Annotated in this window: 25 protein-coding genes; 19 read left to right on the top strand and 6 right to left on the bottom strand. The window is 31.6% G+C overall.

The window, feature by feature from the left end; genetic code table 11:
* Window positions 1–76: 76 nt before the first annotated feature.
* The 4 genes from nrdI (at window position 77) to COJ46_RS13945 (ending at window position 4,611) form a co-directional block, all read left to right on the top strand.
* Window positions 77–436 (top strand): class Ib ribonucleoside-diphosphate reductase assembly flavoprotein NrdI, encoded by a 360-nt coding sequence (gene nrdI, locus COJ46_RS13930; protein ID WP_025671746.1) that lies wholly within the window; start codon window positions 77–79, stop codon window positions 434–436.
* A complete protein-coding gene (gene nrdE, locus COJ46_RS13935) occupies window positions 423–2,507 on the top strand; it encodes a class 1b ribonucleoside-diphosphate reductase subunit alpha (protein ID WP_097975767.1) in 2,085 nt (694 codons plus the stop codon). Before nrdI ends, nrdE begins: the two co-directional genes overlap by 14 nt.
* A gap of 148 nt (window positions 2,508–2,655) precedes the next feature.
* Window positions 2,656–3,624 carry a class 1b ribonucleoside-diphosphate reductase subunit beta gene (nrdF, locus tag COJ46_RS13940; RefSeq protein WP_097975765.1) on the top strand — a complete coding sequence of 323 codons (969 nt, stop codon included), beginning with the start codon at window positions 2,656–2,658 and terminating at the stop codon, window positions 3,622–3,624.
* Window positions 3,625–3,642: 18 nt separating this feature from the next.
* Window positions 3,643–4,611, top strand: a complete 969-nt coding sequence (locus COJ46_RS13945; RefSeq protein WP_097975763.1) for a quinone oxidoreductase family protein — start codon at window positions 3,643–3,645, stop codon at window positions 4,609–4,611.
* A gap of 330 nt (window positions 4,612–4,941) precedes the next feature.
* On the opposite strand, the gene COJ46_RS13950 is transcribed toward COJ46_RS13945, so the two are convergent.
* A complete protein-coding gene (locus COJ46_RS13950; protein ID WP_097975761.1) occupies window positions 4,942–6,165 on the bottom strand; it encodes a two-component system sensor histidine kinase NtrB in 1,224 nt (407 codons plus the stop codon).
* A gap of 127 nt (window positions 6,166–6,292) precedes the next feature.
* On the opposite strand from COJ46_RS13950, the gene COJ46_RS13955 reads away from it, so the two are divergent.
* Window positions 6,293–7,141: a DUF72 domain-containing protein gene (locus COJ46_RS13955; protein ID WP_097975759.1), complete on the top strand. Its 849-nt coding sequence runs from the start codon at window positions 6,293–6,295 to the stop codon at window positions 7,139–7,141.
* On the opposite strand, the gene COJ46_RS13960 is transcribed toward COJ46_RS13955, so the two are convergent.
* Window positions 7,138–7,551: a disulfide oxidoreductase gene (locus tag COJ46_RS13960; RefSeq protein ID WP_097975758.1), complete on the bottom strand. Its 414-nt coding sequence runs from the start codon at window positions 7,549–7,551 to the stop codon at window positions 7,138–7,140. The genes COJ46_RS13955 and COJ46_RS13960 overlap by 4 nt on opposite strands.
* Window positions 7,552–7,763: 212 nt before the next feature.
* Window positions 7,764–8,468, bottom strand: a complete 705-nt coding sequence (deoD, locus tag COJ46_RS13965; RefSeq protein WP_097975756.1) for a purine-nucleoside phosphorylase — start codon at window positions 8,466–8,468, stop codon at window positions 7,764–7,766.
* 298 nt (window positions 8,469–8,766) lie between these two features.
* On the opposite strand from deoD, the gene COJ46_RS13970 reads away from it, so the two are divergent.
* From COJ46_RS13970 to COJ46_RS24510, 7 genes are all read left to right on the top strand, one after another.
* Window positions 8,767–9,495, top strand: coding sequence for a hypothetical protein (locus COJ46_RS13970; RefSeq protein WP_097975754.1), 729 nt, complete (start codon window positions 8,767–8,769; stop codon window positions 9,493–9,495).
* Window positions 9,496–9,505: 10 nt separating this feature from the next.
* Window positions 9,506–10,327: an HAD family hydrolase gene (locus COJ46_RS13975; RefSeq protein ID WP_097975753.1), complete on the top strand. Its 822-nt coding sequence runs from the start codon at window positions 9,506–9,508 to the stop codon at window positions 10,325–10,327.
* Between the two features lie 180 nt (window positions 10,328–10,507).
* A complete protein-coding gene (locus COJ46_RS13980; RefSeq protein WP_097975751.1) occupies window positions 10,508–11,395 on the top strand; it encodes a ComEC/Rec2 family competence protein in 888 nt (295 codons plus the stop codon).
* A gap of 247 nt (window positions 11,396–11,642) precedes the next feature.
* The gene (gene nagA / locus COJ46_RS13985; protein WP_097975749.1) at window positions 11,643–12,779 is read left to right on the top strand and encodes an N-acetylglucosamine-6-phosphate deacetylase; all 1,137 of its coding nucleotides are present in this window, start codon (window positions 11,643–11,645) and stop codon (window positions 12,777–12,779) included.
* Window positions 12,776–13,486, top strand: coding sequence for a glucosamine-6-phosphate deaminase (gene nagB / locus COJ46_RS13990; RefSeq protein WP_141437782.1), 711 nt, complete (start codon window positions 12,776–12,778; stop codon window positions 13,484–13,486). The genes nagA and nagB overlap by 4 nt, the downstream gene beginning before the upstream one ends.
* A complete protein-coding gene (locus COJ46_RS13995; protein WP_097975747.1) occupies window positions 13,486–14,223 on the top strand; it encodes a GntR family transcriptional regulator in 738 nt (245 codons plus the stop codon). Before nagB ends, COJ46_RS13995 begins: the two co-directional genes overlap by 1 nt.
* A 67-nt stretch (window positions 14,224–14,290) precedes the next feature.
* Window positions 14,291–14,443 (top strand): hypothetical protein, encoded by a 153-nt coding sequence (locus tag COJ46_RS24510; protein WP_176522514.1) that lies wholly within the window; start codon window positions 14,291–14,293, stop codon window positions 14,441–14,443.
* A gap of 170 nt (window positions 14,444–14,613) precedes the next feature.
* Here the strand turns inward: COJ46_RS24510 and COJ46_RS14000 are convergent, their stop codons facing one another.
* Window positions 14,614–15,396 (bottom strand): Cof-type HAD-IIB family hydrolase, encoded by a 783-nt coding sequence (locus tag COJ46_RS14000; RefSeq protein ID WP_097975745.1) that lies wholly within the window; start codon window positions 15,394–15,396, stop codon window positions 14,614–14,616.
* A 180-nt stretch (window positions 15,397–15,576) separates the two neighbouring features.
* On the opposite strand from COJ46_RS14000, the gene glcT reads away from it, so the two are divergent.
* The 5 genes from glcT to COJ46_RS14025 all read left to right on the top strand — a co-directional run bounded on the left by glcT (window position 15,577) and on the right by COJ46_RS14025 (window position 21,524).
* Window positions 15,577–16,428, top strand: a complete 852-nt coding sequence (glcT, locus tag COJ46_RS14005; protein WP_097976180.1) for a glucose PTS transporter transcription antiterminator GlcT — start codon at window positions 15,577–15,579, stop codon at window positions 16,426–16,428.
* 289 nt (window positions 16,429–16,717) lie between these two features.
* Window positions 16,718–18,769 (top strand): glucose-specific PTS transporter subunit IIBC, encoded by a 2,052-nt coding sequence (gene ptsG, locus COJ46_RS14010; protein WP_097975743.1) that lies wholly within the window; start codon window positions 16,718–16,720, stop codon window positions 18,767–18,769.
* Between the two features lie 142 nt (window positions 18,770–18,911).
* Complete coding sequence (locus COJ46_RS14015; RefSeq protein WP_025568635.1) at window positions 18,912–19,175, top strand: phosphocarrier protein HPr; 264 nt, start codon at window positions 18,912–18,914, stop codon at window positions 19,173–19,175.
* On the top strand, window positions 19,175–20,884 hold the full coding sequence (ptsP, locus tag COJ46_RS14020; RefSeq protein ID WP_097975742.1) for a phosphoenolpyruvate--protein phosphotransferase: 1,710 nt from the start codon (window positions 19,175–19,177) through the stop codon (window positions 20,882–20,884). The genes COJ46_RS14015 and ptsP overlap by 1 nt, the downstream gene beginning before the upstream one ends.
* Window positions 20,885–21,224: 340 nt before the next feature.
* On the top strand, window positions 21,225–21,524 hold the full coding sequence (locus COJ46_RS14025) for an ArsR/SmtB family transcription factor (RefSeq protein ID WP_097975740.1): 300 nt from the start codon (window positions 21,225–21,227) through the stop codon (window positions 21,522–21,524).
* Window positions 21,525–21,589: 65 nt separating this feature from the next.
* On the opposite strand, the gene COJ46_RS14030 is transcribed toward COJ46_RS14025, so the two are convergent.
* The gene (locus COJ46_RS14030; RefSeq protein ID WP_097975738.1) at window positions 21,590–22,204 is read right to left on the bottom strand and encodes a nitroreductase family protein; all 615 of its coding nucleotides are present in this window, start codon (window positions 22,202–22,204) and stop codon (window positions 21,590–21,592) included.
* A gap of 231 nt (window positions 22,205–22,435) precedes the next feature.
* Between COJ46_RS14030 and COJ46_RS14035 the strand changes: the two genes are divergently transcribed.
* Together COJ46_RS14035 and COJ46_RS14040 are read left to right on the top strand one after the other, a co-directional pair.
* Window positions 22,436–23,326, top strand: a complete 891-nt coding sequence (locus COJ46_RS14035) for an NAD(P)-dependent oxidoreductase (RefSeq protein WP_097976178.1) — start codon at window positions 22,436–22,438, stop codon at window positions 23,324–23,326.
* A gap of 22 nt (window positions 23,327–23,348) precedes the next feature.
* On the top strand, window positions 23,349–23,798 hold the full coding sequence (locus COJ46_RS14040; RefSeq protein WP_097975737.1) for an RDD family protein: 450 nt from the start codon (window positions 23,349–23,351) through the stop codon (window positions 23,796–23,798).
* A 43-nt stretch (window positions 23,799–23,841) separates the two neighbouring features.
* On the opposite strand, the gene COJ46_RS14045 is transcribed toward COJ46_RS14040, so the two are convergent.
* Entirely contained in the window at window positions 23,842–25,002 is a 1,161-nt protein-coding gene (locus COJ46_RS14045; protein ID WP_097975735.1) for an aminotransferase A, read from the bottom strand.
* Window positions 25,003–25,133: the final 131 nt, after the last annotated feature.

Raw genomic sequence — 25,133 nt, forward strand, 5'->3', positions numbered from 1 at the left:
CTAAAAAGGTAATACAATATGTAGGTATATAATATAAGTATTTTCAATATTCTTACATATTAACGAGGGTGATAATATGGTGATAGTTTACAGTTCAATGACTGGCAATGTTAAGCGATTTGTCAATAAAGTTAGAATGCCGTCAATCCAAATAAAAGATGGACTAAAAATTGAAGTACCGTATATTCTCGTAACCTATACTACAGGATTTGGTAACGTACCTGAAAACGTAAGTACTTTTTTGGAGAGTAATTCGAAGTATTTAAAAGCAGTCAGTGCAAGTGGTAATAAAAACTGGGGAGATTCTTTTGCAGCAAGTGCAGATAAAATAGCATCAGACTATCAAGTTCCAGTGTTATCAAAGTTTGAACTGTCAGGGACAAGTCGAGATGTACAATATTTTATTGAGGGAGTGGAAAAGCTTGAGACATATTGAGCTGAATAATGAATTGACGATTAAAAAAGATGGTTTTTTTGATCTCGCAAAAGATAAAGAAGCACTTCTTTGTTTCCTAAAAGAAGTTGAAGATAAAAAGATTCAGTTTTCTTCTTTAAAAGAACGCTTAAACTATATGATTCAAGAAAACTACTATTATAATGTTGAGATGGATTACTCCTTTGATGAAATAGAAAAATTATATGAGTTAGTATACAATGCAGGATTCACTTTTCAATCATATATGGCCGCATCAAAATTCTTTAAAGATTACGCATTAAAAACTAATGATGGAAAGCATTATTTAGAAGGATATGAAGATCGAATTGCGATCGTTGCACTATATTTAGGAAGAGGCAATATTGAAAAAGCATTGAAATTAGCAAAAATGATGATTCAACAAAACTATCAGCCAGCTACTCCAACTTTCTTAAATGCTGGAAGAAGTAGAAGAGGCGAATTGGTGTCATGTTTCTTATTAGAAATGGATGATAGTTTAAATTCAATAGGATTTCAAATTAATACGGCAATGCAACTGTCAAAAATCGGCGGTGGTGTTGCATTAAATCTATCAAAACTTAGAGCTCGTGGAGAGCAAATAAAGGAAATTGATAACGCTGCAAGTGGTGTTGTTCCTGTTATGAAGCTATTAGAGGATTCATTTTCATATGCTAACCAGCTAGGACAACGTAAAGGTGCTGGTGCAACCTATTTAAATATTTTCCACTGGGACGTAGTTGAATTTCTTGATACAAAAAAAATCAATGCCGATGAGAAAAGTAGAATTCAATCACTATCAATCGGTTTAATTGTTCCAAATAAATTCTTTGAATTAGCAGAAAAAAATGAACCATTCTATGTATTTGCACCATATACAGTGTATAAAGAGTATGGAATTCATTTAGATGATTTTGATATAGATGAAAGATATGAAGAGTTAGTAAATAATGAGCGAGTTAAAAAGAAAAAACTAGATTTAAGTGCACGTGATCTTTTAGTAAAAATTGCTGCGATTCAGTTAGAATCTGGTTATCCATATTTGATGTATAAAAGTAATGCTAATCAGCAGCATGCATTAAAGGATATTGGCGAAATTAAAATGTCTAACTTGTGTACAGAAATTTTTCAACTACAAGAAACATCAGTCATCAATAACTATGGCGAAGAAGATCAAATCAAACGTGATGTGAATTGTAATTTAGGATCATTAAACATTGTAAATGTAATGGAAAATAAAGCGATCAGAGAATCTGTACATGTTGGAATTGAAGCATTAACAGCTGTAACAGATATGACGGAAATAGAGAATGCACCTACAGTGAAAAAGGCAAATGAAGAACTTCATTCGGTTGGTCTAGGTGCAATGAATTTGCATGGATTTTTAGCGAAAAATGGAATTTCATATGAAAGTGCTGAGGCTAAGGATTTTGCGAATACATTCTTTATGATGGTAAACTATTATTCTATTGAAAAAAGTATGCTAATCGCTAAAGAAACTGGTAAAACGTTTAAGGATTTTGAAAAGAGTGAATACGCTAAAGGAACTTATTTCAAAAAGTATACTTCAAAATCATTTGAACCTAAAACAGATAAGGTAAAGGAATTATTTAATGGAATCTATATCCCAAATGAATTTGACTGGGTTACATTAAGTAAGCAAGTACAAGCGTATGGATTATATAACAGCTATCGTTTAGCAATCGCGCCTACACAATCGATTAGTTACATTCAAAATGCTACTTCATCGGTTATGCCGATTGTAAATGTTATAGAGTCTAGAACTTACGCAAATTCAACAACTTATTATCCGATGCCATATTTATCAAAAAATAGTTTCTGGTATTATAAATCAGCTTATGATATTAACCAATTTAAGTTAATCGACTTAATTGCTGAAATTCAGCAGCATGTCGATCAAGGTATTAGTACTATTCTTTATGTAAACAGTGACATCTCAACGCGAGAGCTTGCTAGATACTATATTTATGCTAATAAAAAGGGTTTAAAGAGTTTATATTACACACGTACTCGTAAATTGAGTGTAGAAGAATGTATAAGTTGTTCAGTATAAAAAAGTAGTATTGAACTTTAGTATATAAAGAGTTCAATAGTCTAAATTAAATTACTTAATGATCTAAAATGAAAAGCTCGAATATAGAATGCTTTATGCATATTGTTCTATATCATCGAGCTTTCTTTATGATTAGGGGGAAATATGAATGAAAGCTGTTAACTGGAATAAAAAAGAAGATGAGTTTAGTTTAGTATTTTGGAAGCAAAATCTATCACAGTTTTGGACTGAAGAAGAAATTGTCGTTTCATCTGATAAAAATACTTGGAATACATTATCAAAAGAAGAACAATCAGCATTTAAAAAGGTTTTAGGCGGTCTAACATTATTAGATACTAAGCAAGGCGGAGAAGGTATGCCTTTAATCTTAGTTCATCTTAAAAATTTACAAGCAAAAAGTGTACTAGCGTTCATGGGTGCGATGGAAGAAGTACATGCTAAAAGCTATTCGCATATTTTTACAACTCTAGCTACAGAAGATGAAATTGAAGATTTGTTTAAATGGGTGGACGAGCATCCAATTTTAACAAAAAAATCGGAATTAATTTCCTCTTATTATCTAAATTTATTAAAGCGTGATGTTTCGGATGAAGAGTTATACATGGCAATGGTTGCAAGTGTATTTTTAGAAAGTTACTTATTTTATAGTGGATTTTTCTTCCCGTTATACTTAGCCGGTCAAGGTAAAATGACTGCTAGTGGTGAGATTATTAATCTAATTTTACGAGATGAAAGTATTCACGGTGTATTTGTTGGACTATTAGCGCAACAAATTTATGACCAATTTGCTGATGAACAAAAAACTCGACTTTACAATGAAACAATGTCATTATTAGTTCAATTATATGAAATTGAGTTACAATATACTGAAGAAATTTATTCTTCAATAGGTTTAGTAGATGAAGTTAATAAGTTTATTCGATATAATGCAAACAAAGCGTTAATGAACTTAGGCTTTGATACTTATTTTGATGAAGAAGATATTAATCCAATTGTTTTAAATGGTTTAAAAACGGATACAAAAAATCATGATTTCTTCTCTGTTAAAGGTAATGGGTATGTAAAAGCAGTTACAGTGGAAAAATTAACAGATGAGGATTTTGTCTTTGAATTTTAAATGTAAGGAAGTATGTAAATGAAAGCACTTGTTTTTAGAGAATTTGGTCAATCAGACGTATTGAAATATGAAGAAATAGCAACACCTAAAATTTCAAATGATGAAGTATTAGTTGAAATGAAAGCTGTAGGTGTTAATTTTGCAGATATCTACCGTCGTAAAGGAAATTATCATTTAGCAGGTGATCCTCCGTATATTTTAGGGTATGAAGGTTCTGGAATTATTACCGAAGTCGGTTCTGATGTAAAAGACTATAAAGTAGGAGATCGCGTAGCGTTTGCAGATGTTCCTTTTTCGAATGCAGAGTATGTTGCTGCAAAGGAATCTCATATTGTACCAATTCCAGATGAAATTAATTTTGAAATTGCTGCGTCTATTATGCTACAAGGGTTAACTGCCCATTATTTAATTAATGATAGTTATAAAATAAAAGCTGGTGATATTGCACTTGTTCATGCAGTAGCAGGTGGTGTTGGCCAATTATTGACTCAAATGATTCTTTTAAAAGGTGGAGAGGTAATCGGATTAACCTCATCACAAGAAAAAAGAGAAAAAGCTTTATCAATCGGTGCGAAAGAAGTATTTTTATATAGTGATAATTGGGTTTCACAAATAAAAGAGTTTACAAAAGAAAAAAATGGTGTAGATGTTGTATATGAATCAGTAGGATCTACAATAATGGAAAGCTTTGAAGCAACAAAAGTTCACGGTACAGTTGTATTTTATGGAATGGCTGGAGGGGATCCAGTTCATATTGATCCAAGAATGTTAATGGATACTTCAAAAACACTAACTGGTGGAGACTTGTGGAATGTGCTAATTTCGAAAGAAGAGAGACTACGTAGAAGTAAAGAGCTATTTAATTGGATTGCAACTAAACAATTAATCGTACAACAACCTACTGTGTTTCCTTTAAAAGAAGGTAAACTTGCTCACGATCTATTAGAAAGTAGAAAATCAACCGGAAAAATCATATTATCTGTTTAATAAAAAAGACCAAAACTTTGATGTTTTGGTCTTTTTTTAGATGTGAAATATAAAACGGTCTATAGGGAAACCAAATTTAGTGGAATAGTATTGATGTTAAAATTCATTTTTTTATATTTATTAACGCTTTTAAATGTTAAAGTGTTTCAACAATTTTAATATACAAACAAACTATAGTAATTGTTTTTTAGGAAATTAAAAATAAGAGCAAATTTTAGATATATCAGTTTAATTGATTAGTTTTTAAGTTATTGTTCAATCTCATTTGACTTAAACACTGATTATTAAACTGTTACACTAAGTAATGGATATTTAACAGAGTGAATAAAGCTATTTAATTGGTAATGTAATTGTAAAAGTAGTTCCATTATTATCGCTCTTTACGCATATAGTACCGTTATGATTTTGGATTAGTTTTTTAGTTAAAGATAAACCGAGTCCAGTACCGTCATCTTTAGTTGAGAAGAACGGATCAAATATATATGGTAAATCTGAAGGTGGAATTCCTGATCCATCATCTTTTAATGTGATATAAATAAAATCCTTATCAATATAAGTTGCAATGATAATTGTAAGCAGACCTTCTTTTTTTGCATCTAATGCATTATGAAATAAATTTAAAATAACTTGTACAAGTTGGTTTTTATCAAAGAAAATATGTGCTCCTATTAATTCCTCAGATAGGTAGTATTCAATTTTAACATTATTTAAAACGGTTTCGCTAAATAATAGTTGTTTTATGTGATTCGATAAGAAATCATTAATATTAATTGGCTCTGGTTTATAGTTCGCATTCTTTGTAATAGATAAAAAGTCAGTAATAATTCCATTTGCCCTATCTAATTCTGGAATCAATAAATCATTAAACAATTGCTTATACCTAGGTGGAGCGTCTTCTTGCAAGAATTGTAAATAACCTCTAACAGTTGTAAGTGGATTGCGGACTTCATGTGCTATACCTGCAGCAATTCTACCTGACATTGCTAGCTTTTCAGAATCCCTTGCCTCGTTTAAATTATGAAAAATACCAATTACTCTTGAAATTTCTCCATTTATATCACGGATGATACGGGTATTGATAATACCATAGTTAATATTTAAAATTTCCTTATTATAAAATTCTTCACCTGAATAAAGTGTTTGTAGTAAACAAATGTCCTTATCGTCTATTTTTAATAAATTACTAATATGTCGTCCGATTAATTCGTATTTAGTAATTCTAAAATCAATCGCAACTTGTTGGTTATATAGCGTAATGATCCCATCTTTATCGATAAATACTATGTGATGCGGTAAAGCATCGTAGATCGATTGCAAAGTTCTGCGACTATTAAATAAAAAGGTAGAGAATTTAGTATGTAATGGAAGTGTTTCATTATTTGTATTACATAAACTTGTATTTCTAGTTAAATGATTCGAATTTGATAATTCACGAGTTTCATTTGAAAATATAGATCCGGAAGTTATTGTATTTAAAATTGTTTCATACGTTTTTACTTTTTCTTCAAGCTCGGTTATTTTATTTTTTAATTCTAGTACTGTCTCGTTAATCATTTACACTATACTCCAATTTCTACTAAAATAAGATTATACTGTAGTCAATTATATCAAACTAATTCGTTTATTTTAATGAAAATTAGAAATAATTAATTAGTAATGAAAGAACTAATGGGAGAGAAGTATGGAAATAAAAATTGGAGTTACTGGGTGGGGCGATCATGATAGTTTATACCCTGATCGGATTCACTCTTCAAAAAAATTGAGACAATATTGTACGCATTTTCCTATTGTTGAAATTGATTCTTCCTATTATAGTATTATGCCACAATCAAACTATCAAAAATGGGTAAATCAAACAACCGCTGACTTTTCATTTATCGTTAAAGCGTATGGAGGTATCACCGGCCATTCAAGGCAAACCTATTCTAAAGAGGAACAAATTTTACTGTTAACGCCATTTTTAGAATCAATCCAGCCTTTAATTGAAGCGAATAAATTAAAAGGTATATTATTTCAGTTTCCACCATGGTTTAATTGTAAAAAAGAAAATGTTGAATTATTAAGAACTTTAAAAAGTAAACTTAAAGGTCTTCCTGCTATTTTAGAATTTCGTAATCAGACGTGGTTTTATCCTAAGTTTTATGAACAAACGTTGAAATTTATGGAGAATGAAGGATGGATTCATTCAATTTGTGATGAGCCACAAGCAGGTAATGGAAGCATACCAATCGTATTACATCCTACGAATCCAAATTTAACTTTAATCCGTTTCCATGGCCGAAATATATATGGATGGAATCACAATGGACAAGATAATTGGCGTGAGGTACGTTATTTATACCGATATAATGAAGAAGAATTATATGAATGGTTAGAAAGAATTGAACAGTTATCAAAAAACACAAAAGAAATTTGTATACTGTTTAATAATAATTCTGGTGGAGATGCAGCGGATAATGCTAAACAATTAATGAAGCTGCTTGGTATTGAATTTGGACCATCCTCTACCGAGCAGCTTGAATTATTTTAATTTGATTTTCGTAACAGAGTTATGCAGCAAATATTAATAAGTAGGAATGCAACAAATGCCAGCATTGGAATTGTAATGAATCCAAACCAATTTAAATAATCCCCAGTACAAGGGACTGGACCACACTGTGTTGCTGTTTCCTTAAGTGCAGGAACTTTTTGAATTAAAATATGATAGATTGAAATACACATACCTATTAATGATAAAGGTAAAACATAAATAACATCTTTTATTTTATTTTTATAAAAAGCGATTCCTAATATAAAAACAATTGGGTACATAAAGATTCGCTGATACCAGCATAATGAACAAGGTGTCCAATGATTAATAACTGAAAATGATAAACTACCTAGTGTTGCAATAATACTTACAATCCAGGTGAAAAATAAAATTGATTGCTGTTTCTTCATTCCTTACCATCCTTAATTTGATTTTCGATATTGCTATTGTACCTTTGATTGGATGTAAAGTGGTATAAAAACGACGTTTGGTCATGAAATTTAAATTTTAGTTATTTATAGAGCCCAGAAAAAGAATATTCTAGGCTTTTCTGATTTGATAAAAAGAATATTTTAAAAGCTAAAAAACCTGAGATCATAATCCCAGGTTTTTTAAAGATATATTAAGCGATTGCCGCATCTAACGCGATGACAATCATGTCATTAAAAGTAGTTTGTCTTTCCTGTGCAGATGTTTCTTCACCAGTGAAGATATGATCACTTACAGTTAAAACAGTAAGTGCGTCTACATTATATTTTGCTGCGATTGTATATAATGCAGTTGTTTCCATTTCTACAGCAAGCACTCCGTAATTAGCTAATTTTTCATACATGTCCATACTGTCTCGATAGAAAAGATCTGAAGTTAAAATATTTCCTACTTTAACATTTAACCCTTTATTCACTGCACCTTCATACGCTTTCTTTAATAAATCAAAGCTAGCACATGGAGAATAATCGAAACCAGGGAATGTTTGACGATTCATATTTGAATCTGTACAAGTCGTCATCGCAATAATGACGTCACGAATTTTTACATCCTTTTGAAGTCCACCACATGTACCAACGCGAATTAAAGTTTTTACACCATAACTATTAATTAGTTCATTTACATAAATACCAATTGAAGGTACTCCCATTCCAGTACCTTGAACGGAAATTCTTTGGCCTTTATATGTACCAGTAAAACCAAGCATTCCACGTACATCATTATAACAAACAACATCCTCTAAAAATGTTTCTGCGATATATTTAGCTCTTAATGGGTCACCAGGTAATAAAATTTTATCAGCAATTGCACCTTGTTCGGCACCGATATGTATACTCATTTAATGATCCTCCTTAAAACTGTGTGTAAATAGCCCATCCATTATCAGTATGTTAGTTTCTACATTTAAATAAAAAACATTCTTATTTGTATGTCGCTTAAAGGAAAAAGTGAGATGGACGTAGTACATATTAAATATAGAAATATTCATAGACAAAATTAACCAATACAGATAATTTATGGCGAATTTTAATTATTGCACAGGTGATAAAATAATGAAAGAGTTTACAATTAGAATTTCAGCTTTCTTGAAATAACTAAAAATTATTAATTTTAACCTATTTAAGGGAGAATGATCTATGAAATTTCGTTTTATTGCAGCTCTATGTATAGCTATATTAATTATTCTATTAATTAGCAATCGTCTAGTTAATCATAGTATATTATCAAGTGGTAGTCAGGTTAGCCAACTGAAAGTTCAAAAGGTAAAATGGAATCTTACAACTAAAAAAAATTCACAAGAAGTAACCGTATCCTCTAGAACTTTGAATGTGTTACAACGGGAAAAAATCAGAATATTTATTACGACAGATCAATTAAAATCTTATAAAGTCATTGAACCAGTATATAATGGAAGTAATCAATTTACATTTAAGTATTCTTTTAAGAAAGACATTCCTTATTATGTTAGTATATTTTTAAATAATCAAACGCTTGATACTAAGATATTCCAAAAACAAAAGGACAAAAAATCAGAAGTATTTCCGACAGCTATTCTAACGAAAAAGACTGATGATTATAGAGTTTCCCTACTATATACTTCAATTCTTCCAAAAACTAAGAGTAAAATTACATTTGATTTTGATCAATTTAAAAAACGTTCCCAATTTACAAATCAGCAATTTTATATTATGAATGAAGAAGGAACCTATTTTAAGTTAATTAGTAATCCTACTAATCATTCAAAAGTAAACTATGAACTTGATTTACCTGAAGCAGGTATGTATAAAATATTTTATGAATTTAAATTAAATGACGATCAAAAATCATTTGATTTTATTTTAGACGTAAAAGACAAAGACAGCTAAGGAGTAGGAAATGCATAATTTATTAATGAATTCAAAAGTATTAGTTTTTGATTTAGATGGTACTTTGTATGATGGTACTGAGCACTACGATTACTATGCTAAATTACTAGCTAATGAAATAAGTTCAGAAAAGCGTGATTCTTTTTTAAAGGATTATAAAAAAATAAAAGATTATGACCATGCACTAACAATTGGAAAAATTTATGACACAGAAAATGATTTAATCATTTCATTAGATCCAATTACATTGAAGCCAATACAAGTATTTACTTGGGAAGGGAAGCTACTTTCTAAAGAAGAACTTCCAGAGAATTATCTTGAAAAAATTCATTATGAATTACCATATATCCCAGTAGGTGATGGTTGGTGGATTCCTTTAGTAGCAAGTTATCACTACGGTGCAAGAGACGTATATCACTGTTATGATAAAACAAAAGAGTATATGGCAACAAAAGAGTTTAGTATTCCTTATATAAAAGGATTAAAAGAGGCTTTAGAAAAAGTTAAGGATTCTAAAAAATTAGTATTGTTAACGAACTCTGATCGAGAAGATGTAACTAGATTACTGAAGTTACTTAATTTAAATGAATTATTTCACCTAGAAATTACGGATGGTAAGAAGCCATTAAAAACAGAAAACCATTTTAAAACGATCATGAATAAGTTCAATGTCATGCCTCATGAAATTGTGTCAATCGGTGATAATTTCATTAATGAAATTTCTCCTGCATTAAAACTAGGTATGCACGGTGTTTACATTACAAATCAAACGACTACGCAAGTTAGTGACTCCTTATTAGTAGTTAAAAAACTAGAGGAAGTATTTGAGTAACAAAAAAACTGTAAGCGAAAAATTGCTTACAGTTTTTTTTGTTATGCAGTGGAATGATTTTTATCACTGATTTGAATTACAATTCCAATTTGAAGTATACTCAATTCCTAACTTATTTTTATGGGCATCATACATACTTTTGAAATGGCTATGAGAAAATAATGTCAGGAGGAAGTGTGAATGAACAAAAATCGAAAACGATACTCTCTCATATTTTCTATCTTTATTTTTTTTACTGCTTTTTTTAGTAATAACATAAATAGTGAAGCAAGAACTACAAATTACGGCTATATTACTCACCCGTTATTAATTTACTTTTTTGATGTAGGTCAAGGAGATAGCATGGTTATGATTTTACCAAATGGTAAGACTGTACTGATCGATGGAGGAGATGTTGAACATGGAGGAGTCGTTATAAAAAAACTGAGACGACTACATATAAATTCGATTGATCTATTAGTCAGTACACATCCAGATATCGATCATATTGGTGGGTTATTAAAAGTAATGAATAGTGTTAATATAACAAAAATCCTGGATAGTGGGAAAAAATATAATTCACATTCTTATTACTTATATAAGAAAGAAGCGTATCAGAAGAATATTCCAATTAGTGTTGCAAGGTTAAATGAAAAAGTAATGCTTGACCCTAATGTAGAAATTACTGTTTTAAATAGCGGGAAAAAATCGTATACAAATAATAACAGTTCAATTGTATTGAAGGTTAAATATAATGACATTTCAATTTTATTAACTGGAGATATTGAAAGGAACACTGAAAAAAGATTAATTAAAAATGAGAATATCAATGCTCAAGTACTAAAAATTCCGCATCATGGATCATCAACATCAACTTCAGAAGCGTTTTTATTTGCTGTAAATCCTACAGTCGCAATCCTTTCATATGATAAATTTAACTTATTTGGTCATCCACATCGGTCAGTAATGAAGCGGTTAAATCATCTAGGTATTAAGCAATATACAACGGACCAGTTCGGAGATATCGAGTTATCAACAAATGGTCATAATTTATATATTGAAAAAGAAGAAGTTTTGGTAGATCCTTGAAGGACAATAACCATTACTTCTTCTTTTTTAAATAGAGAGGATATTAGGTATCTATATCAGTCATTATTTGTGACGTTTTTGTTAATTACTCGTTAGTAGTATAGACAACTAGGAGTATATATCATAAAATAGTTATGAAGAAATCAAGGTACTTATATAAATGAATGTGTATGATGATTAAGTAAACACTACTTTCTATATTGGAGTATTGGCGAAGACTTCTTAAGCAAAGGAAAGAGGAGAGTAAATGAAATCAATTATTAATGTAAAAATTTACACAGGTACAGAAGTAATTGAAAATGGTTATATTCGATACGATGAAAAAATTTCTTCTGTTGGTCATATGAATGGATACGAAAATGAAGGTGAAGAAACAATTGATGGAAAAGGAACAGTTATTATTCCTGGAATGATTGATATCCATATTCACGGAGCATATGATGTCGATGCAATGGATGCTGATCCAAACTCAATGGTAACGATGAGTAAAGAAATGATGAAGGAAGGGGTAACAACCTTCTTTCCGACTACAATGACACAATCTAAAGAAAATATTAAAAATGCTTTAAAGTCTTTAAACGAGGCTAAAAAACTTGGTGCTCATTTTGAATATATTCACTTAGAAGGACCGTTTGTTAATAAAAATAAAGCTGGAGCACAACCATTAGAATACATTATTAACCCTGACGTTGAACTATTCAAAGAATGGCAAGAAGCTTCTGGTGGATTAATTAAATTAGTTACTTATGCACCTGAGGTTGAAGGTGCAAAAGAGTTAGAAAAAGAACTAGAACGCACAAATGTAGTTGGCACAGTAGGTCACTCTGATGCGATCCGTTCAGATTTTGAAGGTAGAAATATTTTCCATGCTACACATTTGTACAACCAAATGAGACCTATGCATCATCGTGAAGCAGGAACAGTTGGACATGTATTACTTGATGACCGAGTAATGGTAGAAATGATACCTGATGGAATTCATATTCATCCTGATATGGTAAAACTTGCTTATCGCCTAAAAGGTGCTAAAAAAATAAGTGTAATTACTGATGCGATGAGAGCAAAAGGGTTAGAGGACGGCAAATATGAATTAGGTGGACAACCTGTATTTGTAAAAAATAAAAGTGCAAGATTAGAAGACGGAACGCTTGCGGGTAGTATTTTAAAAATGGATGATGCATTCAGAAACATTATGGCATTTACTGGCTGTAGTCCTGAAGAGGCAGTACAAATGACATCAATAAACCAAGCTGAAGAATTTGGTCTTAAACATAAGGGCGTATTAGAACCAGGTAAAGACGCTGATTTTGTGCAAATGACTCTTGATTTCTTCGTTATTGATACAACTAGACAAGGTAAAAATATGAATGAGGTGACTTTATGAACGTAATCGTAGTAAAAAATGCAGAAGAAATTTCAAGAGTAGCATATGAAAAAATGGTAAAGGCATTTGAAGGGAAAGCGGAATTCACATTAGGATTAGCTACAGGTGGATCTCCACTAGGTATATATGAACTTTTCCGTATTCATAAACCAGATGTGTCAAACGTCATTACTGTAAATCTTGATGAATATGTTGGACTTGCTGAAGATGATCAAACAAGTTACCACACTTATATGGCAGAACAGCTTTTTAACCATTTAAATTTTAAAGAAAACCATTTACCAAATGGAAATACAAAAAATTTAGAAGAAGCTTGTAAAAATTATGAGGAATTACTACAGAAGCATCCTGTAGATTTACAACTTTTAGGAATTGGTGAGAATGGCCATATTGCATTTAATGAGCCTGGTACACGATTCGATACACCTACTCATATTGTAGAGCTTACAGAATCAACTCGTAACGCAAATAAAATTTATTTTGAGAACGAAGAAGATGTCCCAACACACGCAGTTACTATGGGAATTGGTTCAATTATGAGAGCGAAAGAAATCATTTTAGTGGCTTCAGGCATTAAAAAGGCTGAAGCAGTTAAGGAAATGTTAAATGGAAAATTAGATATTAACTGTCCTGCTACTGCACTCCAAAACCACAACAACGTAACAATTGTTGTTGACGAAGAAGCATACTCACTTAGTAATAAATAATGTTAAAACTAGATAAAAATTCACCGTTACCGATTTATTTTCAAATTCAAGAGATTTTAAAGCTTAAAATTAACTCAGGAGAATGGAAACCTGGTGAGCGAATTCCCTCTGAGCAAACATTGAGTGAGATGTTAAATGTAAGCAGGATGACAATAAGACAAGCATTAAATAATCTTGTAAAGGAATCATTAATAAGTCGGAAACGTGGAATTGGTACGTTTGTATCAGTAAAAGATGGGATTGAAGTTGAGGAATCACTAAAATCATTAAGGAGTTTTTCTGAGGATATTACATCCATAGGATTGACCCCTACCAATAAACTACTTGGCTTTTCAACGATCGAAGCTGATGAATATTTAGCAGAAGTGCTATCAATTGAAAGTGGTTCTGAAATATTTAAAATTGAAAGATGTCGTTTAGCAAATGATCATCCCATTGCAATTGAAACAACATACCTACCAAAAAAATTAGTAAATCGAATTGATGAAAAAGTATTGAATCATTCCTTATATGAATATTTTGAAGTTACATTAGGTTATTCAATTAAAAAAGCCACAAAATGGATTAAAGCATCTTTAATGACAGAAAAAGATTCATTAATTCTTGAGGTAGCGGAGGATTCTCCTGCACTAGAATTACACCAAGTAACATTTATTAATGAAGGAATACCACTTGAATATGTAAGCTGTATTTACCGAGCTGATCGCTATCGTTTTACAATTGATATTGAACGTTAAAAAGAGTGCTTTTTTAAGCACTCTTTTTTCATTGTATAGTGGTCAAGCCAGCGGTGGTGCAAATAAAATGGCTGAAACTGCAATTAAATTTGTGGAAGTGCAAATAAAAAAGCCGAAACTGCAAATAAAATTGGTAAATCTGCAAATAAAAAAGTTATATCTGCAATTAAATTTAGGGAAACTGCAATTAAAGGGCCCCATTCAAGAAGAAATGGAGTGAAGGAATCAATAATAGAAGAAATTTCGGTAAAATGATTTGAAATACGTATAATAAATGGATCCTGAGTAAGTAAAAAAGGGAAAACCAGAAAAATACTAACTCATAAACGGTGACTTCCATACATTATATTTCAATAAGAAAAAGGGTGCCTTAAGTAGCACCCTTTCCTCTTACTTAATTTGTAAAACAATATTAACAGCTTCGGCTACAGAAGGAACGATATACGAAGCATATTTCTTAACTTCATCATCAGCATTTTCCATTGCAAAGCTATTAGGAGTTAGTTCAAACATTGAGATATCATTGTATGCATCACCGATACAAGCAATTTCATCAGGTTTAATTCCTAATTTATCGATTAATATTTGAATGGCTGAACCTTTACTCACATTAACTGGAACGATGTCTAAACAATTTTTAGCAGAAATAAAAGAAGTTACAAATTCAGGTAGTTCTTTTTGTAATTCTTTTTGAAGCTCAAGTAAGTCCTCATCTTCACCTAAAACTACATATTTTTTTGGGGTAATCGATTTACCTAAATCGGTTTTTAGTGTCTTTAATTCAACTGCATTCATGCTAGAGTTCTTTTCAATTTCTCTTACTAAATCAGTTTTCTCTTCGATATAGTAAGTTGAATTATCAGCTACATAGATTAAAAATTTATCGTGTGAAATCATTTCGTAAACTTTATCGATTATACTTGGATGGAATGTTGCATCTAACAATGCTTCGCCATCATTTGAATAAATATAAGTTCCATTCATACTAATACGATGGAAATTACCTTCTAAGCTTTCCATAATTTTTACGATTTCATAATCTAAACGTCCGGAAGCAAAACATAATAAAACACCACGATCTAAAAGGGTTTTTAATGCTTCTACATCATGTTCAAATAGTTGACCTTGGTGAAACATCGTCCCATCTAGGTCACTAACAAATAACTTAATCATTTTTCTTAACACCTACTCAATTTATATTTATACTTTTATATTCTATCCTACTATAATAGATTATCAAAAAAATATGATTAATTTATGAAACTTAAACTGCGTTTTAACTTTTTCAGAAAAATTATGTTATGATATAAAAGCGATTTTTTAAACTTGGGGGTGATAAAAAAAATGTCAGAGATGTCAGTATGTTATACAATCAAAAAAGTTCTTAATAATAATGTTTTAATAGCGAAAAATCCCGATCATACCGAAGTAGTTTTGCTTGGTAAAGGCATTGGTTTTAATAAAACTAGAGGAGATTTAATTTCCGAAGGTGTAGTAGAAAAAATGTTTATCTTAAAAGATGAACAAAAACAAAAACAATATAAATCATTAATTAACTTTATGGATGAAAAATTAATGGGTACGCTGCAGCAGGCGATTTATTTAATTTCTGAAAGAACAGGATGTACTTTAAATGAGCAAATTCATATAGGGTTAACAGACCACTTAATATTTGCGATTAAACGTATTAGAGAAGGCTATAATGTCGATAATCCTTTCTTACAAGAAACGAAAGCAATGTATCCAGAGTATTTTAAAATTGCACAAGAAGTTATTGATTTGATAAATAAAGAAATAGATATAAATTTACCGATCGAAGAGGTGGGGTTTGTAACTCTTCATATCGTTAGTAATTTATCGATGGAAGTTGTATCGGATGTAAATAAGTTTTCTCAGATCATTAAAGATTTAGTAATTTATATAGAAGAATATTTACAAATTGAAATTGATAAAGAAAGTATTCATTATTCAAGATTAGTTCGTCATTTGCGATTTTTAATTGACCGTATATTTCATGGTAATTCATCTGAAGAGTCACCAGCTTTGGGCATAATCTTAAAAAAAGAATACCCGGTATGCTATGATTTAGCATGGAAAATTTTAAAGTCAATCCAAGCTTCATTAAATAAAAAAGCAAGTGAAGCCGAAGTAATATACTTAACCTTACACTTAGAACGACTTGTTCAGAGTAAAATTAATAAATAATTCAATAAGCCTAAAGAGCAATTGCGCTTTTTTAAACATAGTAAATTAATATTAAAAAAAAATAGGTAATTTGGCTTGATATTTTTAAAATCTATAGATATAATGAAAGCGAAATCATAAAAAAAAACATAATTGAATACTGTACACATTAAACGTGTTACTGATTCGATCAGGCATGAGTTGAAAAAATGTGAATTATTATACTTGGGTAGGGGAAACTATATCCAGGATTCAATAATCTCATTTTTTCTGCTCATGCCTTTTTTGTTTGGATAAAAGGAGGAAAACAATGTTTAAGAAAATCTTTGGAGTTTTACAAAAAGTTGGTAAAGCGCTTATGCTTCCTGTTGCAATTTTACCAGCTGCTGGATTGTTACTTGCATTCGGTAATGCATTTCAAAATCCACAAACATTAAAGTATTTACCGTTTCTTGACGCGCACTGGTTCCAACTAGTAGCAAAAGTTATGGAACAATCCGGTGACATCATTTTTAGTAATCTGTCATTATTATTTGCAGTAGGTGTTGCCGTTGGTTTAGCAGGAGGAGAAGGTGTTGCAGGTTTAGCAGCGATCGTTGGATTCCTGATTATGAATAAAACAATGAGTGTGTTCAAAGATGTTGGACAATATGTTGTTTTAGATAAAGCATTAAATATTGCTAAATTTGATGATCCATCATTTGCCTATGTATTAGGAATTCCTACATTACAAACAGGTGTATTTGGTGGGATTATCGTCGGTATTTTAGCTGCATGGGCTTACAATAAGTTTTTTGAAATTGATTTGCCATCATACTTAGGTTTCTTTGCAGGTAAGCGATTTGTACCGATTGCTACAGCGGCGTTTTCAGTATTACTTGGTATTTTAATGTGCTTTATTTGGCCGCCAATTCAGCACGGTTTAAACTCATTCTCACATAATATGATTGATGCGAATTTAACATTATCCGCATTCGTATTTGGTGTTATTGAGCGTTCATTAATTCCATTTGGTTTACACCATATCTTCTATGCACCATTCTGGTTTGAGTTTGGTTCATATACTGATAAAACTGGTATGGTTGTACACGGGGATCAAAAAATCTTCTTCGCTCAATTAAAAGACGGAGTAAAATTAACTGCTGGTACATTCATGGTAGGTAAATTCCCATTCATGATGTTTGGTTTACCAGCTGCTGCATTAGCTATGTATCATGAAGCAAAACCTGAAAATAAAAAAATCGCTGGTGGTATTTTAGCATCAGCAGCATTAACTTCATTCTTAACAGGTATTACAGAGCCAATTGAATTCTCATTCTTATTTGTTGCACCAGTATTATTTGGAATTCACGCAATCTTTGCAGGTTTATCATTTATGATCATGCAATTATTAAATGTTAAAATTGGTATGACTTTCTCAGGTGGTTTAATCGACTACTTATTATTCGGTGTTTTACCGAATAGAACTGGCTGGTGGTGGGTAATCATCGTCGGTTTAGTATTAGCAGTGATTTACTACTTCGGTTTCCGATTTGCAATTAGAAAATGGAATTTAAAAACTCCTGGACGCGAAGATGCAATTGCTGAAGATACTACAAGTAATACGCCAGCTAATGAATTACCATATGAAATTTTACAAGCTTTAGGTGGAAAAAGTAATATTTCTTCATTAGATGCATGTATCACACGATTACGAGTACAAGTAAATTCAAAAGATGAAGTAAATAAAGATCGTTTAAAAGCATTAGGTGCAGCTGGAGTTCTTGAAGTTGGAAATAATATTCAAGCAATTTTTGGACCTAAATCAGATACATTAAAATCACAAATTAAAGACATTATGACTGGAAAAACACCAGTTGTTAGTCAAGAAGCACATAAAGAAACAGCTTCAGCAGTAGATACTACTATTGAAGAGGCGATTATTAATCCAATTGAAGGTGAAATAATCTCAATTACAGAAGTACCAGATCAGGTATTTTCTGGAAAAATGATGGGTGATGGATTTGCGATTATTCCTTCAGAAGGTACAGTTGTATCTCCAGTAGATGGGGAAATCGTAAATGTATTCCCAACAAAACATGCGATTGGTATCTTATCTAATGGTGGAAAAGAAATCTTAATCCATATTGGGATTGATACTGTAAAACTAAATGGTGAAGGCTTTGAAGTACTGGTATCACAAGGTGAGAAAGTAACAAAAGGTCAACAATTAGTTAAAATTGATTTACACTTTATTCGTGAAAATGCACCTTCTACAATTACACCTGTTGTATTTACAAACTTAGCTGAAGGACAACAAGTTGTAATTGAAAAACCAGGTAAGCAATCAAAAGGTGAAGTAGGCATCATTAAGATTAAATAAATCTAATTAAATAGACGAAAAATGTTTGATTTTATAAGGGGTAGTATAGTTGACACTATGCACCCCTTTTAATAGAATATTTATAGTAGGCCAAACGTCTATACCAAAAATGTAGATTTAATCACAAAGGAGATAAATTATTATGGAAAAAACTTTTAAAGTAACAGCTGATTCTGGAATCCATGCTCGTCCAGCAACATTATTAGTAAATGTAGCAGGTAAATTTAATTCTGATATCAATCTTGAGTATAATGGTAAAACAGTTAACTTAAAATCAATCATGGGTGTAATGTCTTTAGGAATTCAACAAGGAACTGAGATCAAAATTAGCGCTAACGGTGAAGATGCAGAACAAGCGATCGCTGCAATCGATGATACAATGAAAAAAGAAGGTTTAGGCGAATAATGTCTTTACATATTAAAGGTATTGCTGCTTCTAGTGGAATTGCAATTGCAAAAGCATTTCGCTTAGAAAATCCTGAATTAAACATTGTTAAAAAACAAATTTCAGATATTGATGCTGAAATTGCTAAACTTGACAATGCAATTCAAGTTTCTAACACTGAATTAGAAAAAATTCGTGATCACGCGAATGCGGAACTTGGTGAAGATAAAGCTGCAATCTTTTCTGCGCACATTTTAGTTTTAAATGATCCAGAGCTAGTTAACCCAGTTAAAGATAAAATTAAGTCTGAAAGTGTCAACGCTGATTTTGCTATGAATGAAGTTGCTTCAATGTTCGTTCAAATGTTTGAAAGCATGGATAATGAATATATGAAGGAACGTGCTGCAGATATCCGCGATGTTACGAAACGTGTAATGGCACATCTGTTAGGCGTTACGATTTCTAACCCTGCTAATATTACTGAAGAAGTAATAATTATCGCAGAAGATTTAACACCTTCTGATACAGCACAATTAAACCGTAAATACGCTTTAGGTTTTACAACTGATATTGGTGGTCGTACATCTCACTCAGCGATTATGGCTCGTTCTCTTGAAATTCCTGCTGTTGTAGGGACAAAAGAAGTAACTAGTAAAATCGAAAATGGCGTAATGGTCATTGTTGATGGATTAGATGGTCATGTAATAGTAGATCCTTCTAATGAAGAATTAGAAGAGTATAAAGCTAAAAAAGAAAAATTCGAGCTTCAAAAAGTTGAATGGGCTAAACTGAAAAATGAGCCAACTGTAATGAAAGATGGACATCATGTTGAGTTAGTAGCTAACATTGGTACACCAAATGATGTAGAAGGCGTTATCAATAATGGTGGTGAAGGTGTTGGCCTTTACCGTACTGAGTTTCTATATATGGGACGCGATAACTTCCCATCAGAAGAAGAGCAGTTTGAATCATACAAATCAGTTCTTGAAAGTATGGGTGATAAGCCGGTAGTAGTAAGAACACTAGATATCGGTGGAGATAAAGAATTATCTTATTTACACTTACCAAAAGAAATGAACCCATTCTTAGGCTACAGAGCAATTCGTTTATGTTTAGATCAGAAGGAAATATTCCGTACACAATTACGTGCATTACTTCGTGCGAGTGTATATGGTAACTTAAAAATTATGTTCCCGATGATTGCAACTTTAGATGAGTTCAGAGCTGCAAAGGCTGTTTTATTAGAAGAAAAAGAACAGTTAGTAAAAGAAAATGTTCAAGTCTCAGACAATATCGAAATTGGTATGATGGTAGAAATCCCAGCTTCTGCTGTTTTAGCAGATGTATTCGCTAAGGAAGTTGATTTCTTTAGTATCGGGACAAACGATTTAATCCAATATACAATGGCTGCGGATCGCATGAATGAACAGGTTTCATATTTATATCAACCATATAACCCATCTATTTTAAGATTAGTTAAAATGGTAATCGATGCTGCAAACAAAGAAGGTAAATGGGCTGGAATGTGTGGAGAGATGGCTGGAGATGCATTAGCTATTCCTTTACTTGTTGGATTAGGCTTACATGAATTCTCTATGAGTGCTACTTCAATCTTACCTGCTCGTAGTCAAATGGCTAAACTTTCTAAAGCTGAAATGGAGATATTAGCTGAAAAAGCTTTATCTATGTCTACAGCTGAAGAAGTTGTTAACTTAGTTAATAGCATCTAAAATAAAACAACAGGGAAACCTGTTGTTCAGACTGCCCGCCAAACGACTTTCTTCGTTGCTTCGCCTGTCTGCGGTGCTCATTACCGTCAGAGGTAATTCCGCTCCTCACCAGGCTTCGCGCCTCGAAAGNNAGTCTGAAAATCAAATTTAAAGTATTTTGTCTACACATCGAACAACAGGGAAACCTGTTGTTTTATTTTTAAGATTATATATATTCTGTATGATGATCTACCGATTGAAAAAATTCCTACTGTTGACAAATTCGCTTCTTTAATTTAGTGTATGTTTAAATTATTAAACGAATAAGATTATTTTTGGATAATAAAAGTAGGTGGAAGATTTGAGTAAAGAAGCAATTGAAGTATTTAGAGAATGTATTCCCTTGTTTCAAGCGTTAAGCGATCCTTACAGACAGGATATCATATTAATGTTATCAGATGGTGAAGCGCTAACTGTTAATGAAATTACGGAAAAAACTTCATTATCTAGACCGGCTATATCACATCATTTAAAAATATTGCGTGATAATCAATTAGTTCAAATTGAGCAAAAAGGCACACATAGATATTATTCATTAGCAATTGATTCTTCTCTAGAATTACTTAAGAAATTAATCATTACTGTTGAACAACATTGTTAATGAATCGTAATGACATAAAAGGGACTCCGACTTTTGTCAGAATCCCTTTTACTTTTTATTTATGATTAAATCCAAATAGACATTTCTTTTGCAGAAAAACGTGTTGTATGATGTCCTGGTACTTTTTCTTTACCAATAGCAATCAACATCGTTGGAATATAGCGATCATCAGTTAAGAAAGTTTCTTTAAACGCTTGTTCGTTAAACCCACCGATTGCACAAGTGTTCCAACCTTTTGCAGAAGCAGCCATTATTAATTGCATAGCAGCAAGAGAAGAATTTAAAATACCTTGTTCACGATTACGTTGCTCTGTTGCATAAGCATTTTCAACGTTGGCTTTTAATTTGTCTTTTGCTTCTTGAGTCATAAAACCAGCTTCCACAGCAGGTCCGAAAACTAAGTCAACATTTTTTGCTGATTGTGTATCCGCTAATACAGCAATTACACATGAAGCATCTTTAATCTGACCTTGGTTGTATGCAACAGGTAATAACTTACCTTGAGCATTTTCACCATGGAATACAACGAATTTCCAATGTTGTAAATTCCAAGCAGATGGTGCAGTCATTGCAGCATTAAGAAGTTCAGTAATTTCGCTGCTACTGATTTCAGTAGAAGCATCGAATACTCGAGTCGAGTTTCGTTCTTTAATCATTTCAAAAAATTGTTCATTTTTCATATGAAAATACCTCCAAAAATTAGGTGCATTAGATACATTTTTATGTACTTTTTTAATATAGATAGTTCCATTATTAGAGTCAACAAATTAGTGTTGAAATAACCTAAATTTAATTTGAAATAAAGTTTAGTTTGCTTATTTTTTTATAAGAATAGCTCAGGCTTTTTTATTAATATTTTTTATGTTAGTTTATTTATGGATATTAAAAGAGGAGTGTGTAAAATGGAAGCAATTAATTTAAAAGATTTACAGGTTGGATTTATCGGAATTGGCGTTATGGGTAAAAGTATGGCAAAGCATTTAATCAATGCAGGTGCAAAATTACATATTTATAACCGTACAAAAGAAAAAGCAAATGAACTAATTGATTTAGGTGCTACTTGGTATATTACACCTAAAGAATTAGCACCAAATTGTCAGGTTATTTGTACGATGGTTGGCTATCCAAGTGACTTAGAAGAAGTTTATTTTGGCGATAATGGGATCATCCAATCTGCTTCAAAAGGAACTACTTTTATCGACTTTACAACTTCGACACCAACTTTAGCTAAAAAAATTGATGAGCTAACAAAATCAGTAGGTATGTCATCATTAGATGCACCAGTGTCAGGTGGAGATTTAGGGGCAAGAGAAGCTAGATTAGCAATTATGGTTGGTGGAGAAGAAGAAACTTTTCATAAAATGTCCGCATTATTTGAAGTTTTAGGAAAAAATATTGCGTATCATGGAAATGCTGGTAGTGGACAACATGTAAAAATGTGTAATCAAATTGCAATTGCTTCAGGTATGTTAGGAGTTTGTGAAGCCCTTGCATATGCTTCATCAGCAGGATTAGACGGTGAAAAAGTATTAGGAAGTATTTCTACAGGTGCAGCAGGCAGTTGGTCATTATCTAATTTAGCACCACGTGTTTTAAAAGGAGATTTCGAGCCGGGGTTCTATATTAAACATTTTATAAAAGATATGGGAATCGCAATTGAAGAAGCTGAGAAGATGGAACTAAATCTGCCAGGACTTTTACTTGCAAAAAAATGCTACGATGAACTGTCTAAAAATGGTTTAGATGAAAAAGGAACGCAAGCACTTTATACTTTATACGATCCGTCTCACCACATTCAATAATTTAATGAATAGAGGTTAACAAGTGCAAAATTTTCAACTTGCAAAGTTTTATCAACGATTAAGTGCGTTTTTATTCGATACGTTTATCGTTTCAGTAGCTTATGGGATCATCATCGCTATTATTACGATGAATCCTGAGAAGATATTAAGTCGTTTTAATTCTACATCAGGAAATTCAACGGTCGATTTAATCGTTATTTCAATTATTATGATCATATTATTTGTAGTTGTTCCACAATTTAATAAAGGGATGACATTTGGTCAAAGATTTTTAGCTATTAAAATGATAAAAGATAACTATGAAGAAACCACAATCATACTATTTTTCATTCGTTTTATCTTTATAGCAGGAATATCAGTTCTATTTTTAGGTGTACCATTAATAGTTAATGTTTATTTAATGTTATTTAGAAAAGACCATAAAACAATTCAGGACTTGTTATTTAAAACAAGAGTAATACAAGCTAGATAAAAAGGCAGGGGAGGATTAAGAAATCCACCCCTGCTTTTTTAATTTAATTTCTAAGACTAGTCACAAACTCTTCTAATCGATCACATGCAATTTCTAGTTCTTTCATTGAATAAGCATAAGATAATCGAATGTATGAATCTCCATATTCAGAAAAAGCTTCTCCTGGAATAACTGCTAGATTATGTTTTTCTACTAGATTTAGTGCGAACTCCATGGAAGGCATATTGAATTCTTTAATTGATGGGAATAAATAAAATGCACCTTCTGGCTTAATACAAGGTAGACCCATCTTTTCTAAACGATCAATCATATAATTACGTCTTATTTTATACTCCTTTGCCATTTCAATCGGAGAATCAATGCAATCAGTTAATGCTGTAATTGCTGCATATTGAGAGATTGATGTAGCGCATGATACGTTATACTGATGCACTTTTAAGATTTCCTGGGCTAAATAAGCAGGCGCATAGATAAAACCAATTCTCCAACCAGTCATAGAATGTGATTTGCTAAGACCGTTTATGACAATTGTCTTTTCTCTCATTCCAGGGTAACTAGCAATTGAGGTATGAGTCGTATCATATGTCAGCTCACTATATATTTCATCTGATAAAATGAATACGTCTTTCTGAGATAAGTAGTTAGCTAAATTCTCAAGTTCCTCTTTCGTTAATGTGACGCCTGTTGGGTTATTTGGATATGGTAAAACAATACAACGTGTTTTTTCAGTAATGTGTTCTTCCAATAATTCAGGTGTAATTTTAAAACCACTATTAGATGTATCTACAAAAACTGGTTTTGCACCACATGTCTGAATAATTGGTGCATAGCCAGGGTAGATTGGTGCAGGAAGAATAACCTCACATTCATCGTTAAGGATTGTTCTGAATGTAACATCGAGTGCTTGACTAGCCCCTACTGTAACGATTACTTCGTTCGTTGGATCATATGATAAAGAATATTTTTTCTTTAAAAAATTAGAAGCAGCATTTCTAAGTGCAGGCAAACCTGCATTAGGAGTATAGACTGTTTGATTTTGGTTAATTGCATGAATAGCAGCTTCTTTAATAGGTGCTGGAGTTGGAAAATCTGGTTGACCCAATGTTAATGCAATGACATTATCATATTTTTCAATTTTTTGGGCAAATTTTCTAATACCGGAGATTTGAATTTCTTTTACACTTTCGTTTATATATCTGTTCATTTTAAAACCCTCTACTTATTATTTTTATATTAAAATTAAACTTTTTAATCGAACTATTCAATGAAATTTTCTTCATTTTACCATATAATAAAAAAAGTATTTAGTAGTGAAATAATTTGATTGCCTAAAGA

The sequence above is a fragment of the Bacillus sp. AFS077874 genome, assembly GCF_002566505.1.
Lineage (GTDB): Bacteria > Bacillota > Bacilli > Bacillales > Bacillaceae_G > Gottfriedia.

Excerpts from the sequence above, each read along its gene's own strand:
- nrdI (WP_025671746.1), top strand. The coding sequence starts at position 77 with ATGGTGATAGTTTACAGTTCAATGACTGGCAATGTTAAGCGATTTGTC.
- nrdF (WP_097975765.1), top strand. The coding sequence starts at position 2,656 with ATGAAAGCTGTTAACTGGAATAAAAAAGAAGATGAGTTTAGTTTAGTA.
- COJ46_RS13945 (WP_097975763.1), top strand. The coding sequence starts at position 3,643 with ATGAAAGCACTTGTTTTTAGAGAATTTGGTCAATCAGACGTATTGAAA.
- COJ46_RS13950 (WP_097975761.1), bottom strand. The coding sequence starts at position 6,165 with ATGATTAACGAGACAGTACTAGAATTAAAAAATAAAATAACCGAGCTT.
- COJ46_RS13955 (WP_097975759.1), top strand. The coding sequence starts at position 6,293 with ATGGAAATAAAAATTGGAGTTACTGGGTGGGGCGATCATGATAGTTTA.
- COJ46_RS13960 (WP_097975758.1), bottom strand. The coding sequence starts at position 7,551 with ATGAAGAAACAGCAATCAATTTTATTTTTCACCTGGATTGTAAGTATT.
- deoD (WP_097975756.1), bottom strand. The coding sequence starts at position 8,468 with ATGAGTATACATATCGGTGCCGAACAAGGTGCAATTGCTGATAAAATT.
- COJ46_RS13970 (WP_097975754.1), top strand. The coding sequence starts at position 8,767 with ATGAAATTTCGTTTTATTGCAGCTCTATGTATAGCTATATTAATTATT.
- COJ46_RS13975 (WP_097975753.1), top strand. The coding sequence starts at position 9,506 with ATGCATAATTTATTAATGAATTCAAAAGTATTAGTTTTTGATTTAGAT.
- COJ46_RS13980 (WP_097975751.1), top strand. The coding sequence starts at position 10,508 with ATGAACAAAAATCGAAAACGATACTCTCTCATATTTTCTATCTTTATT.
- nagA (WP_097975749.1), top strand. The coding sequence starts at position 11,643 with ATGAAATCAATTATTAATGTAAAAATTTACACAGGTACAGAAGTAATT.
- nagB (WP_141437782.1), top strand. The coding sequence starts at position 12,776 with ATGAACGTAATCGTAGTAAAAAATGCAGAAGAAATTTCAAGAGTAGCA.
- COJ46_RS13995 (WP_097975747.1), top strand. The coding sequence starts at position 13,486 with ATGTTAAAACTAGATAAAAATTCACCGTTACCGATTTATTTTCAAATT.
- COJ46_RS24510 (WP_176522514.1), top strand. The coding sequence starts at position 14,291 with ATGGCTGAAACTGCAATTAAATTTGTGGAAGTGCAAATAAAAAAGCCG.
- COJ46_RS14000 (WP_097975745.1), bottom strand. The coding sequence starts at position 15,396 with ATGATTAAGTTATTTGTTAGTGACCTAGATGGGACGATGTTTCACCAA.
- glcT (WP_097976180.1), top strand. The coding sequence starts at position 15,577 with ATGTCAGTATGTTATACAATCAAAAAAGTTCTTAATAATAATGTTTTA.
- ptsG (WP_097975743.1), top strand. The coding sequence starts at position 16,718 with ATGTTTAAGAAAATCTTTGGAGTTTTACAAAAAGTTGGTAAAGCGCTT.
- COJ46_RS14015 (WP_025568635.1), top strand. The coding sequence starts at position 18,912 with ATGGAAAAAACTTTTAAAGTAACAGCTGATTCTGGAATCCATGCTCGT.
- ptsP (WP_097975742.1), top strand. The coding sequence starts at position 19,175 with ATGTCTTTACATATTAAAGGTATTGCTGCTTCTAGTGGAATTGCAATT.
- COJ46_RS14030 (WP_097975738.1), bottom strand. The coding sequence starts at position 22,204 with ATGAAAAATGAACAATTTTTTGAAATGATTAAAGAACGAAACTCGACT.
- COJ46_RS14045 (WP_097975735.1), bottom strand. The coding sequence starts at position 25,002 with ATGAACAGATATATAAACGAAAGTGTAAAAGAAATTCAAATCTCCGGT.